This is a genomic window from Actinoplanes teichomyceticus ATCC 31121 (assembly GCF_003711105.1).
GTDB lineage: Bacteria > Actinomycetota > Actinomycetes > Mycobacteriales > Micromonosporaceae > Actinoplanes > Actinoplanes teichomyceticus.
The window spans coordinates 2,139,459-2,151,948 of sequence record NZ_CP023865.1; the positions used below are offsets into that span (position 1 = coordinate 2,139,459).

At 72.5% G+C, this 12,490-nt stretch carries 11 protein-coding genes; all 11 read right to left on the reverse strand.

What is annotated here, in order from left to right; genetic code table 11:
• Positions 1 to 41: 41 nt before the first annotated feature.
• The 11 genes from ACTEI_RS09740 to asnB all read right to left on the reverse strand — a co-directional run bounded on the left by ACTEI_RS09740 (position 42) and on the right by asnB (position 12,489).
• Positions 42 to 1,223, reverse strand: a complete 1,182-nt coding sequence (locus ACTEI_RS09740; protein ID WP_122977350.1) for an MFS transporter — start codon at positions 1,221 to 1,223, stop codon at positions 42 to 44.
• Positions 1,224 to 1,367: 144 nt separating this feature from the next.
• Complete coding sequence (locus ACTEI_RS09745; protein WP_122977351.1) at positions 1,368 to 2,147, reverse strand: thioesterase domain-containing protein; 780 nt, start codon at positions 2,145 to 2,147, stop codon at positions 1,368 to 1,370.
• The gene (locus ACTEI_RS09750) at positions 2,144 to 3,961 is read right to left on the reverse strand and encodes a condensation domain-containing protein (RefSeq protein WP_122977352.1); all 1,818 of its coding nucleotides are present in this window, start codon (positions 3,959 to 3,961) and stop codon (positions 2,144 to 2,146) included. Before ACTEI_RS09750 ends, ACTEI_RS09745 begins: the two co-directional genes overlap by 4 nt.
• Positions 3,962 to 4,001: 40 nt before the next feature.
• Positions 4,002 to 5,270: an MFS transporter gene (locus ACTEI_RS09755; RefSeq protein ID WP_122977353.1), complete on the reverse strand. Its 1,269-nt coding sequence runs from the start codon at positions 5,268 to 5,270 to the stop codon at positions 4,002 to 4,004.
• Entirely contained in the window at positions 5,267 to 5,908 is a 642-nt protein-coding gene (locus ACTEI_RS09760; protein ID WP_122977354.1) for a thioesterase II family protein, read from the reverse strand. The genes ACTEI_RS09755 and ACTEI_RS09760 overlap by 4 nt, the downstream gene beginning before the upstream one ends.
• Entirely contained in the window at positions 5,905 to 7,173 is a 1,269-nt protein-coding gene (locus tag ACTEI_RS09765) for an APC family permease (RefSeq protein ID WP_122977355.1), read from the reverse strand. The genes ACTEI_RS09760 and ACTEI_RS09765 overlap by 4 nt, the downstream gene beginning before the upstream one ends.
• On the reverse strand, positions 7,170 to 7,883 hold the full coding sequence (locus tag ACTEI_RS09770) for an alpha/beta fold hydrolase (protein ID WP_122977356.1): 714 nt from the start codon (positions 7,881 to 7,883) through the stop codon (positions 7,170 to 7,172). The genes ACTEI_RS09765 and ACTEI_RS09770 overlap by 4 nt, the downstream gene beginning before the upstream one ends.
• Complete coding sequence (locus tag ACTEI_RS09775) at positions 7,880 to 9,109, reverse strand: cytochrome P450 (protein ID WP_122977357.1); 1,230 nt, start codon at positions 9,107 to 9,109, stop codon at positions 7,880 to 7,882. Before ACTEI_RS09775 ends, ACTEI_RS09770 begins: the two co-directional genes overlap by 4 nt.
• Positions 9,096 to 9,347, reverse strand: a complete 252-nt coding sequence (locus ACTEI_RS09780; RefSeq protein WP_122977358.1) for an acyl carrier protein — start codon at positions 9,345 to 9,347, stop codon at positions 9,096 to 9,098. Before ACTEI_RS09780 ends, ACTEI_RS09775 begins: the two co-directional genes overlap by 14 nt.
• On the reverse strand, positions 9,344 to 10,717 hold the full coding sequence (locus ACTEI_RS09785; RefSeq protein ID WP_122977359.1) for an AMP-binding protein: 1,374 nt from the start codon (positions 10,715 to 10,717) through the stop codon (positions 9,344 to 9,346). Before ACTEI_RS09785 ends, ACTEI_RS09780 begins: the two co-directional genes overlap by 4 nt.
• Complete coding sequence (gene asnB / locus ACTEI_RS09790; RefSeq protein ID WP_122977360.1) at positions 10,714 to 12,489, reverse strand: asparagine synthase (glutamine-hydrolyzing); 1,776 nt, start codon at positions 12,487 to 12,489, stop codon at positions 10,714 to 10,716. The genes ACTEI_RS09785 and asnB overlap by 4 nt, the downstream gene beginning before the upstream one ends.
• Position 12,490 lies beyond the last annotated feature (1 nt).

Genomic DNA, 12,490 nt, shown 5'->3' on the forward strand with positions numbered 1-12,490 from the left:
CGGGATCGCCGGGTGTGGGATCGCGGCCGGCGTGGCAGCGGTCACCGTGACCCGGCCGGGCGGGCCGCCGCGGGCTGCCGGGCGGCCGCCGCCGCGGCCAGCCCCAGCAGGCACAGCGCGGCCAGGCCGAGGAAGCCGGCCCGGAACGAGCCGGTGGCGTCCTTCACCGCGCCCAGCAGGTAGACGAACGCGAAGCCGCCCAGGTTGGCGCAGAAGTTGCCGAATCCGCTGAGCAGCCCGGCCCGCCGGGCGCCAAGCACGCTGATCGGCAGGGCGAACAGCGGCCCGAAGTAGACCTGTACGACCACCGAGATCAGCGCGACCACCAGCAGCACCGCCGGCATCCCCGGCACGTAGGTGAGCAGCGACAGGCCGGCGGCCAGGACGGCCAGCGAGCCGCCGATCACCAGCAGCGGACGCCCGATCCGGTCGGAGAGGTACCCGCCGAGGTAGTTGGCCGGCGCGGTGACCGCGGCGCCGAGCGCGGCGACCAGCCCGGCCGCCGCCAGCGACTGGCCGCGGTCGACGACCAGCCAGGTGGGCAGCCAGAAGGTGAAGCCCTGGGCGACGGCGAGCCGGGCGAACTGGATCACCCCGGTCAGCCGGACGATCCGGTGCCGCAGCAGGGCGGGCAGGTCGGTGATCCGGACCGGGTCGTCCGCCGCGGGCCCCGGCGCCGGCGGCCCGGTGACCCGGCGGTAGCCGATCAGGGTGAGCAGGCCGGCCGCCGCGAAGACCGCGAACAGCAGCCGCCAGCCGAGCGGCCCGACCAGCAGCGGGCCGACCGAGCTGAGCAGGATGTTGGAGGAGAAGCCGCCGGCCACGTACAGCCCCATCGCGGTGGCCCGCCGGTCGCTGGGGAACTGCTCGCTGATCAGCAGCAGGCCGGGCGCGAAGACCAGCGCCCGGAAGAACCCGGACAGCGCCTGGTTGATCAGGAGCAGGTCGTACGAGTCGAGCACCGCGAACATCGCCGCGAGCAGATTCGTGCCGAGCAGCCCGGTGAGGAACAGCGTGCGCGGGGCGAACCGGTCGGCCAGGAAGCCGGACGGGACCTGCATCAGCGCGTACGTCAGGCTGCTCGCCGCGGCCAGCGTCCCGGCCTGCCCGAAGCTGAGCCCCAGGTCGGTCCGGATCAGTGGCAGGAACAGCGCGATCCCGCCGAAGATCAGCGCCTGCGCGCTCTGGCAGACCACGAGCAGGGTGATGATCGCGCGACGCACCGCGGGATGATCTCACGCGATGCCGACCGGCGCCCGGTCGCCTTGACATCGTCACATTTCGATCTCCTGTCGACGCCACCCTGGTCCTGGGCGGGCTGAGCACCTCGGCCAGGCGCGATGTCCGGCCGTGACCGACGGGACCGATCAGGCCGGGAGCGCTGTGCTGATCAGCCGTGCCAGTGCCGGGAGGTTCGCGGCGGACCAGATCGAATGGTGCGTGCCGGTCACCGTGTGCTCGGTCAGGTCCTTGGCCATCGGTGACCAGTCCAGGTGCGGCCCCAGCGACTCCGAGGCCATCACGTGCGTCACCGGCCCGTGGTACGGCTGGGTGACCGCGAACCCGTACGACGCCTGCACGAGCGCGCGGAAGACCCCGTACCGCTCGGTCAGCAGTTCGGCGTCCAGCTCCGGCGGCAGCAGGTCCGCCGCCGCCGCGAGCAGCTCGTCGCTGGGCGCGTCGTCCGGCCACCTCTCGAGCAGGCCGGCCGGCGTCGGCGCGCCCAGCGACGCCAGGATCTCGTGCACGAACCGCCGGACGATCGTCTTCTCCGCCGGCAGGGGCGCCACCTCGGGCACGCTGACGTCCACCATGACCACCGCCGGCACCGACTCGCCCAGGTCGGTGAGCCGGCGTGCCATGTCCAGCGCCAGGATGCCGCCCAGCGACCACCCCAGGAGCAGGTACGGCCCGTCGGGGCGGACCTCGCGCAGCGCCGCCACATACTCGGCCGACAGCGCCGGCACCGAGCGGACCGGCTCCCGGGCGCCGTCGAAGCCGGGCGCCTCGATGCCGTACACCGGCCGGTCCAGCGTGCGCGCCAGGCCCAGGTACGAGTACGCCGACCCGGAGCTGGAGTGCACGCAGTACAGCGGCGTCCCTGAATCGCTCGTGTGGAGCGGGATGATGCGGTCGAGGTCGGTCACGACAGCTCCGCCAGTTTCTGCTCGACCGCGGCCGAGATGGCCCGCACCGACGCGTTGCCGTAGAGGCTGCGCACGCTGAGTTTGATGCCGAACCCCTTGTTGACCCGGCTGATCACGCGCATGGCCTGCAGCGAGTTGCCGCCGATGTCGAAGAAGTTGTCGTCGGCGCCGACGGCGGGCAGCGTCAGCACCTCGCCGAAGATCGCGGCCACCTTCTGCTCGGTCTCGGACAGCTCAGCGGGGCTCGCCTGCCGTACGGAAGCCGGGGTCGTCTCCTGCGGCGCCGGCACCCTCTCCAGGCGCAGGTCGGGTGTCCAGCGTCCGCGCTCGCCGGTGCGCGGCGCGTCCTCGGCCAGGGCGGGCACCAGGTCGCCGGGCACGCCGCGGGGCATCAGGTTGAGCGCCCCGTCGACGACGTAGGCGCCGGCCGCCTCGCCGGCCGCCAGCAGGGCGTCGCGCTCGGCGCCGGTGACCAGCGGGATGGCGGAAACCCGGACCGACGGGTCGGCGGCCGCCCGGCGCAGCACCGTCTCCAGATGGTCGAGCATCGCCTCCATGCGCCAGCGGTCGAACAGCTCCGAGGAGTACTCCACGTTGGCGCGCAGCGTGCTGCCGGTGTCGATGACGTTGATCGCCATGTCGAACCGGGAGGTGCGCGAGGACTGCGGCAGGTACTCGGCGGCCACGCCCGGCAGGCGCAGGTTCTCCCCCGAGTTGTTGCCGCCGAGCAGCTGGATGCTGACGTCGAACAGCGGGTTGCGGTCCGCGTCGCGCGCCGGGGCGACCGCCTCGACGATCTGGTGGAACGCCACCTCCTGATGCTCGTACAGGTCCAGCGTGCCGTCGGCGATCCGGTCGATCAGCTCGGCGAAGGACGGGTCACCGGACAGGTCGGCGCGCAGCACCGACATGGTGACGAACATGCCGACCACCGATTCCAGCTCGGGCTCGGGCCGGCCCAGCATCGGCACCCCGAGCGGCACGTCCACGCCGGCGGTGTAGCGGCTGAGCAGCACGGTGCACGCGGCGGTCAGCACCATGAACGCGGAGGCGCCGTGCTGTTCGGCGAGCCGGTGCACCAGCTCGCGCAGCTCGGCCGGGTACTCACGGATGACCGTGTCGCCGGCGTGCCGGCCGCCGACCGGGCGGGGCCGGTCGGCAGGCAGGTCGAGGACCGGCAGGCCGGCCAGGCGCTCCTTCCAGAACGCCAGCTCCTGCGTGAGCGTCGCACCGGTCAGACGGGCGCGCTGGCTCGCGGCGTACGTGGTGAAGTCCAGCTCGACGGCGGGCAGGTCCGGCTCGGCCCCGTCGACAAGGCTGCGGTACGCGGCGGACAGCTCGTCGTTGATCAGCGCGGCCGACCAGCCGTCGATGATGGTGTGGTGATAGCCCTGGCAGAGGATGTGCTCGTCGTCGGCCAGCCGCAGCAGCCGGAACCGGTACAGCGGCCCGGTCTCCAGGTCGTACGGCTGGTCGTACAGCGCCTCGACCTCGGCCTCGGCGCGCCGCTGTCGCTCGGCCGGCGGCAGGTCGCTCAGGTCGACGACCGGCAGCGCCACGTCGGCGGCCGGCGCGGCGATCTGGTACGGGGCGCCCTCGTCGCTGCCGAAGGTGACCCGCAGCGACTCGTGCCGGGCCACGATCAGGTTCAGCGCGCGGTGCAGCAGGCCGGTGCGCAGCCGCCCGCGCAGCCGCCACACCATCAGGATGGTGTACGTGGCCTCGCCGGGCGCGAGCTGGTCGAGGAACCACAGCTGCTCCTGCGCCAGCGACAGCGGCCGGGCCCGCAGGTCCCGCTCGGTCTCAACGGTCATGGTCGGTTTCCTCCAAGCAAGCCGGGGGTCGGAAAGAGGGTCAGGAGACGACGTCGGGCATGTGCCGCAGGCGCAGCACCGGGGACAGGGCCAGGGGCACCACCAGCGCGGCCGACCCGATCACCACGACGGTCATCGCGGTCTGCAGGGCCAGCGCCCCGCCGATCATCCCGGCGGCCAGCCCGCCGAGCGCGGCGCCGCCGAACAGCAGGGTGCGGAACACCGCGGTCATCCGGCCCATCAGCCGCGCCGGCGTGCAGGTCTGACGCAGGGTGAGCTGGATGACGTTGGACAGCCCGCCACCGAGGTACGAGATCGCGAACGAGAGCCCGAGCAGGGCGACCGTCACGGGCCGCGGTCCGTGCGCGGCGAGCAGCAGCAGCGGGCCCGCGTAGAGCACGCCCAGCGCGACGCCGTAGACCAGCCCGATCCGGAACCGCGGCATGATCCACTTGGAGATCAGCGCGCCGATCATGGCGCCGGCCGCGGAGCACGACATGATCAGGCCGACGGCGGCCGCGTCCAGGCCCTTGGCGCGCACCGCGTAGAGCAGGAACAGCGTCTGCACGCAGGTCATCGACAGGTTGGTGATCGGGGCGAGCAGCGCCAGCGGGCGCAGCAGCCGGTGCCCGAAGACGTACTTCGCGCCCTCGACCAGCTCCCGGCCCAGGTGCCGCTCCTGCGCCGGCGGCGCCGGCGGCTCGGGCGTGCGGATCAACAGCAGCGTGATCAGCGACGCCAGGTAGGAGACGGCGTCGACGATCAGCGCCATCGGCGCGGTGAGCCAGCCGACCAGCACCCCGGCCAGGCCCGGCCCGGCCATGTCGGTGGCCGACCGGCTCACCAGGGTCTTCCGGTTGGCCTCGGCGAACAGCACCGGATCCTTGACCAGGGTGGGCAGGAACGACATCGAGCTGAGCTCGAAGAGCACCGAGAAGGTGCCGAACACGAACGTCAGCGCGAGCAGCAGGCCGACCGAGAGCCGGTCGAGCGAGGCCAGCAGCGGCACCGCCGCGATCACCAGCATCCGCACCGTGTTGGCCAGCATCATCACCGGCTTGCGCCGGACCCGGTCCACCCAGACGCCGAAGAGCAGGGCGAAGAACAGGTACGGCGCGGATTCCAGGAACCGCAGCCAGCCGACGGTCTCCGCGCTGGTGTCGAAGTAGATCACCGCGGTCAGCGGCAGCGCCAGGGTGGTGACCTGGGTGCCGACCAGCGACAGCGTCTCGCCCGACCAGAACTTGAGGAAGTCGCCGTTGCGCCACAGGCTGCGTGGCGCGGCGGACGTTCCCTCGACAACCGTCATCGTGCCGTCTCCTCGACGTCGAGCGTGTCCGGTGCCAGCGACGGATCGCGCAGCACGGTGGAATGGCCGCCGGGCAGCGTGCGCGCGGTGAACGCGCCGCCGGTGCACGAGCGCCACGCGCCGATGCCCTCGTCGCTGGTGAGCGGGTCGCTCTCGCCGCGCACGGCCAGGACCGGGCAGCTCAGCGGCGCGACGGCGGCCGGGTCGAACTCGGTGAGCAGCCGCAGGTCCTGTGCGGTGGTCTCGGCGACGATGTCGCGCCACTCCGGCGACGGCACGTCGGCCAGCGCCTGCGGGTCGACGCGCTGCAGGTAGCCCGCCGGGTCGCGGAGCGCGTCGGCGGCCACCTCGTGGCGGGCCGGGGCGTTGGCGCCGATCACCACGAGGCCGGCGACCTGCCCCAGGCGGGCCGCGGTCGCGTACGCCACGTACGCGCCGTAGGAGTGCCCGACCAGCGTCGGCGGCGTGCCCGCGCGCCGGGCGAGCTGCGCCAGGCAGGCGTCGACGACCGCGTCGAACGAGGGCGCCGGCACCCCGAAGCCGCGCCCGTAGCGGCCCGGGTAGCGGATCAGCACGGCGCCCGCCGGCGTCTCACCGCCGAACGAGCCGGCGCCCGGAAAGAAGAACGTCACGCTCATCGCACCCGCTCCCGCAGCATGGCCGCCGGGCGCCGGGACAGCGCGAGCATCCCGAGGCAGACGACGGCGAAGACGGCCCAGCACAGCCACATCGGCGGCCCGGCGACGAGGGTCACCGCGAGCACGGTGACCGCGCACAGCACGGTGACCGCCCGGGCGCCGGCGCCGGTGGCGAGCCGGCCGTAGGAGGCGGCCCCGATGCCGTACAGCACGAAGTAGATCCCTCCGGAGAGGATGAACAGCCAGGCGAAGGGCACCAGCCCGGTCCACTGCAGCAGCGCGATCAGCGTGAGCACCGTGCCGACCGCGAACACCGCGACGACCGGGTTGCCGTCGCGCTCGCGCATCCGGCTGAGCCCGCGGGGCAGGTGGCCGCCGCGGGCCATGCCGAACACCAGCCGGGACAGCGCCAGCACCGACGCCACCACGTTCGCCGTGATCGTGGCGGCCACCAGCAGCAGCGTGATCGGGCGGCCCAGCGCGCCGAACGCCGCCTCCGCCGTGATCAGCAGCGGCGCCTGATCGAGCGCCGGGTCGTCCGCGCCGGCCGAGGCGAACAACCCGAACAGCAGCAGTCCGTAGAGCACCACCACGATCACGTACGACGCGGCGAAGATCCGTGGGATCAGGTCCGGCCGTCTGTGCTCCTCGAACGTGAACGCGACGGTCTCCCAGCCGGTGAACGCCACGTACACCGCGGTCAGCACCGCGCCGAACGCGCCGAAGCCGGGCAGCGCGGTGCCCGGGGCCGGCACGCCGTGCCGGCCCAGCGCCAGCACCGTCATCGCCAGCACCAGCGCGAACAGCGCGAGAATCAGCGCGACCTGCAGCCGGCCGGACACGTTGGCGCCGAGCGCGGCGACCAGCGTCGCGCCGACCAGCACTACCAGGGGGAACAGCCAGGCCAGGTAGCCGGCGCCGGAGAACTCGGCGACGTAGCGGCCGCCGGTGATGGCCGTCGCCGGGATGCCGGTGAGCAGCGCGCCGACGGCCAGCAGGCCGGACGCGCGGCCGACGGAGGGGCCGAACGCCACCTCCGAGTAGTGGGCGACTCCGGAAGCCGACGGGTGGTGCCGGCCCAGCCAGGCGTAGCAGTACAGCAGCGGGACGACCGAGACCGCGGCGACCGCCCACGGCATCCACGCCGCCCGGGCCAGCTCGTGGTAGCTGGTGCCGGGCAGGATCATCATGCCGCTGCCGAGGATCGTGGACAGCGCCATGAACGTGCCGACGGTCCCGCCCGTCGCCTTCCGGAGATCAGTCATGCAGGCGCCGCCTTCAGAAAACTCCGGGAGCGGGCCAGCACGCCGTCGAGGACACGCTCCAGAACGTCGACCGACTCCTCGTCGATCGTGTGGCCGCCGTCCGCGACGGTCATCTGGAATTCACCCTGCACCCGGTCCCACCAGCCGGTGCAGGCCCGGGGTGGGATGAAGTGGTCGCCCCGGGTGCTGAGCACGTGCAGCGCCCGGAACCGGCCGGCGCCGGCCACCCACGCGGCGATCGTGTCGGCGACCCGGGCGTCGTCGCGCAGCCCCTCGGCGATCTCGGCGAGCATGTCCTCGTCGTCGAGCAGGTCCTGCGGGAAGCCGTCGTGGGCGAGCACCGTGGCGATCTGGGCATCGGTGAACTCCGACATGGTCGGGATCCGGCCGGCGGGGTCCGGGCACGGAGTGTTGATCGCCAGCACGCTCACCGGTATACCCAATGTGGCGGCCAAACCGTCAGACAGCCGGATTGCCGACAATCCCCCCATGCAGTGACCCACCAGGATCACCTGGTCCGCGCCCGCGCCGGCCCGGCGCAGACGCTCGGCGCACGCCGCCGACCAGCGCCCCGAGTCCAGGTCGGCGATCGAGGGCGGGTTCGGCAGGGCGAGGTAGGTCATCCCGCGCCGCACCGCCAGCTCCTCGAGCACCTGCAGGGTCTTGCCGCCGGAGCCGGCGGCCGGGAAGGAGGCCAGCAGCGCGCTCACCCGTCCTCCCCAGCCTTGATCACCTCGACCTGCAGCTCGGTGAGCCCGAGCATGAAGTTCGAGTGCAGCCGCTGCGGCGGGGCCAGCACGCGGAACGCCTTGTCCCAGGCGGCCAGTTCCTCCAGGAACATCTGGATCTCCAGGGTGGCCACCGGGGCGCCGATGCAGCGGTGCACGCCCGCCCCGAACGCGATCTGCTTGTTGTCCGGGCGGTCGATGATGAACTCGTCGGGCCGGTCGAAGACGCGCGGGTCGCGGTTGGCGGCCATGTTCCACAACGTCACGAAGCTGTTCGCCGGGATGGTCTGCCCGCCGATCTCGACGTCGCGCACGGACAGCCGCTGCACGTAGCTGTTGGTCGACGTCCAGCGCAGGAACTCCTGGGTGGCCACACCGCTGGCGACCTGCCCGTCGACCACCCGTCGCCACTGGGCCCGCTCGTCGTCGATGGTGGCCACGCACAGGCTCGCGGTGTGCGGGGTCGTCTCGTTGCCGCCGACCGCGACGTTCAGGCCGTTGAGCAGCGCCACGTCGCGGCTCATCTCGCCGGCGGCGACCAGCTGCGCCAGGAAGCCGATCATGTCGTCCGAGGAACCGGACCTGATCCGGGCGCTGATCAGGTCGTCCATGAAGTCCAGCACGTTGAGCTGCGCGTCGACCAGCGAGTCCAGCGGCGACTCGCCGACGTACGCCTGATCCCGGTAGCCGATCATGGTGCGGGTCGCCTCCAGCAGCCCGAGCGCGTCCTGCGGGCCGATGCCGAACAGCACCTCCAGTACGCCCTTGGGCAGCTCCGGGGCGACCACCGTGGTGAAGTCGAGCCGGTCGCCGACCGACAGCGCGCCCAGCGCCGTGCGGATGTTGCGGCGTACCGTCTCGCCGATCCGGCCGATCATCTCGCGGTTGAAGCCGCTGTGCTTGACCGGCTTCTTGATCTGAGCGTGCGCCGGCTCGTCGGCCACGATCAGCATCCGCCCGGACGCGGAGTCCTTCTCCGGCCGGTACGAGCCGTCGATCATCGTGCCGTACGAGGAGCTGAGCCCGACGTGGTCGACGTAGGCGGCGTACACGTCGGCGTAGCGGGTCAGCGCGTAGAACTCGTAGCCGTCGGCGCGCCGGTGCACCGAGACGGGGTGGTTCTCGCGCAGGTCGTTGAGGTAGGTGTACGGGTCGCCGGCGGCGAAGAACTCGGCGGAGTAGAGCGGGCTGTCCTCAACGACCAACATGCTGGGCTCCGATCGGGCTCTGCGCGTCGATCATCGCGACGATGCCGGCCGGTGTGCGGCCGCCGAAGAAGACGTGACCGGGCACCTTGACACCGGTCTGCTCCTTGAGCAGCGCCCGGCAGCGCAGCACGGCCAGCGAGTCCACCCCGGCGGAGAAGATGTCGGTGTCGGCGGCCACCTCCTTGTCCGCCGCCTTGCGTACACACTCGATGATCATGGGTACCGAGATCTGGCTCATTGCTCTCCGTCCTTGGCGGTGACGAGCTGGTCGAGGGCGCGGTGCTGGTCCATCAGGGCGGCGAGGTCCACCTTGCCGCCGGGCTTGGTCGGGAAATGCGCGACGAGTTGCACGGCGATCGCCGGGGAGAACCGCTTGACCACCGTCTCCACGTCCGGCTGGACGGCGCGGTCGCCCAGCACGAACGCCACGGTGCGCCGGCCGTCCTGCGCGATGCGGCAGTCGAGCACCGTGGGCAGCTCGGTGACCTGCTGTTCGAGCGCGGCGGCGTCGACGCGCATGCCGTTCACCTTGATCTGGCTGTCGAGCCGGCCGGCGTAGACCAGGTCGGCCTCGCCGCTGACCCGCACGATGTCGCGGGTGCGGTAGACCCCGTCGAAGCGGCGGGTGAGAGCACCCCGCTCGACGTAGCCGAGGCAGACCAGCGGCCCGCCGACGACGAGCTCGTAGGTGCCCGGCTCGGCCAGCTCATCGAGGGTCTGCTCGCAGCCGTCCAGCGGCTGACCGATCGGGATCGTGTCGGCGTCGAAGCCGGCCGGCAGCCGGTAGCCGTGCGTGGCGAACGTCGCCTCGGTCGGACCGTAGAGGTTGACGAACCGGTTGGTCAGCCCGGCGGCGCGGGCCTGGCGCACGGTCGCGGCCCGGAACTGCTCGCCCCCGCTGAAGATCCACGGGATGGCGGCGACGCTGGACGGCAGCGCCTCGACGATCGTGGCGATCACCGCGGCCGGCAGCAGGACCCGCCGGATGCCGTACCGCTCGGCCAGCTCGCTCCAGGCGAACACGTCCTCGTTGACGCTGGGCAGGCAGACCACCGCGCCGCCGGCCGCGACGGTGCGCCAGGTGTCGAACCACCATCCGTCGAAGGTCGGCGTGGCGAAGCTGCCGGCCACCAGGTCGCCGTCGCCGGGCACGTCCAGGCCGCGGCAGGCGAACAGGGCCGCCAGGTTGTCCCGGGTCACCGCAACCACCTTGCGGCTGCCGGTGCTGCCGGAGGTGAGGTTGACCGCGACGACCTCGGCGGGCAGGTCGGCGCGCGGTGCGGTCCTCGCCACCACCTCCGGCGGGGAGACGAGGTCGGTGCGCACCGTGGTGTCCGGCCGGATCCGGTCGATCTCGGCCGGTCCGAGTTTGCCGTCGTCGGCGACCGCGACGCAGCCGGCGCGCCAGGCGGCCAGCTGACCGGCGAAGCAGCCGAGCTTGGACGCGGACCGGATCCGCACCACCCGGGCCGCGCCGATCGCGTCTTCGAGCTGCCGGGCCAGGGTGTCGACCTGGACCCAGGTGTACTCGGTGTCGTCCTCGACCCAGAGCAGCCGTGTCGACCGCCAGTGCGGGCCGTGCAGCAGGTCGTTCCAGATGCCGGTCATAGCGTCAGCCCCAGCTCGTCGATCACCATGCTGATACTGATCACGCTCAGCCGTACGTCCCACTTGTCCGGGGTGCGGTCGGCCGCGAGCGCGCCGAGCACGTCGGCGGTGAACACGCCGGACGCGGCGACCAGGTCGCGCCAGCCGGCGAGGGTGCGCTCGTCGCTGATCGCGTCCAGCCCGTACGCGGTGAAGCCCTGCTTGGCCCGGCTCACCACCTGGCGCGGCACGATCCCGGCGTACGCGGCCTTGAGGCAGGCCTTGCCCTCGAAGTCGGCGACCTTGTCGGCGTCCGCGGTGCGCAGACCCAGATCGACCACCGCGTTACCGAGGAACGGATAGCGGCCCTCGACCGAGTTGGCCATCAGCGCCGTGTCGCCGTGGTCGCCGAGCAGGTGCCCGCCGAGCTGGACGTAGACGTCGGCCACCGAGCGCAGCTGCATCGGGGTGAGCGCGGCGGCCTGCGCGTCGGTGAGCGGGATCAGCCGCTCACGCCAGAACTCCCGGCCGTGCAGCGCGTCGCGGGTCGCCGCGCTCAGGCACATCTGCCGGCGGTGCGCCGCCCGGTCCCAGTCCACCTCCCAGCTGAAGTCCGCCCGGCCCCACGCCTGCTCGTTCTCCGCCCGGGCGGGACGCGGCCGGCGGCGGGCGCCGTCGAAGGCGTACGAGTCGTAGCCGAAGAACAGCTCGTCGGCGCCCTCGCCGGAGATGACGCCCTTGAGCCCGGCGAGGGCGACCTCGCGGGAGAGCATCAGCGCGGCGACGTTGTACGTTTCCCGCTGCGGATAGCAGCAGTGCCGCACCATCTGCTCGAACTGTGCCGCCACGTCCGCGGGCCGGCACCGGATCCGGTGGTGCTCGCTGCGCACCGCCTCGGACACCGCCCGCTGGTAGCCGTCCTCGTCGAGCGCCGCGTCGTCGAACACCACCGAGAACGTCCGGGGCGGTTTCTCGCGCACCGCGCTGGCCTCCATGACCAGGGTGCTGGAGTCGAAGCCGCCGCTGAGATAGGCGCCGATCTCGACGTCGGCCCGGAGCCGGTCGCGCACCGCGCCGCGCACCACGTCGCGGATCTCCTCGGCCGGGGCGGGCTGCGCGCCGGTCGCGAAGTCGCCGTAGCGCCAGTAGCGGACGGTGTGCGGCTCGCCGGCGCCGAATCGCACCACACATCCGGGTCGTACCGCGCAGACGTCGCGGACCAGGGTGCGCGGCGCCACGATGTTGCCCAGCGACAGGTACTGGTCCACCGCGGCGGCGTCCACCCGCCACTGCCGGGGCACGCTGGTGACCAGCGGTTTGAGCTCCGAGCAGAAGTGCACCTGGCCCTCGGCCGTCGTGTAGTACATCGGGCAGATGCCGAATCGGTCCCGGCCCAGGTAAAGGGCGCTCTCGGCCCGGTCGAAGACGGCCGTGGCGAACTGCCCGTCGATGCGTTCCAGCCCGGCCGGGCCGTAGCGGGCGAACAGCTCCGGGATCACCGACACGTCGACCCGGTTCTCGCTGCCGGCCAGGCCCAGATGCCGGCGCAGCTCTTCCTCGTTGTAGATCTCGCCGTTGGTCATCGCGACGAACCGCCCGCTGCGGTCCTCGGCCGGCTGCCAGCCGTCGCGCAGCCCGGTCATGCCCAGCCGGCCCAGCTTCATCGTGATCACCGGGGTGCTCAGCGAGTACGTCTCGTCCGGGCCGCGGTGCACCAGCCGGGTGTGCATGGCGGCCGCGACGCCGCGGTCGGCCACGCCGGCCGGCGCGAAGGTCCCGCACAGTCCGCACATG

Coding starts and splice junctions, on each gene's coding strand:
- ACTEI_RS09755 (WP_122977353.1), bottom strand. CDS start 5,270: ATGACGGTTGTCGAGGGAACGTCCGCCGCGCCACGCAGCCTGTGGCGC.
- ACTEI_RS09765 (WP_122977355.1), bottom strand. CDS start 7,173: ATGACTGATCTCCGGAAGGCGACGGGCGGGACCGTCGGCACGTTCATG.
- ACTEI_RS09780 (WP_122977358.1), bottom strand. CDS start 9,347: ATGAGCCAGATCTCGGTACCCATGATCATCGAGTGTGTACGCAAGGCG.
- ACTEI_RS09775 (WP_122977357.1), bottom strand. CDS start 9,109: ATGTTGGTCGTTGAGGACAGCCCGCTCTACTCCGCCGAGTTCTTCGCC.
- ACTEI_RS09760 (WP_122977354.1), bottom strand. CDS start 5,908: ATGAGCGTGACGTTCTTCTTTCCGGGCGCCGGCTCGTTCGGCGGTGAG.
- ACTEI_RS09750 (WP_122977352.1), bottom strand. CDS start 3,961: ATGACCGTTGAGACCGAGCGGGACCTGCGGGCCCGGCCGCTGTCGCTG.
- asnB (WP_122977360.1), bottom strand. CDS start 12,489: ATGTGCGGACTGTGCGGGACCTTCGCGCCGGCCGGCGTGGCCGACCGC.
- ACTEI_RS09785 (WP_122977359.1), bottom strand. CDS start 10,717: ATGACCGGCATCTGGAACGACCTGCTGCACGGCCCGCACTGGCGGTCG.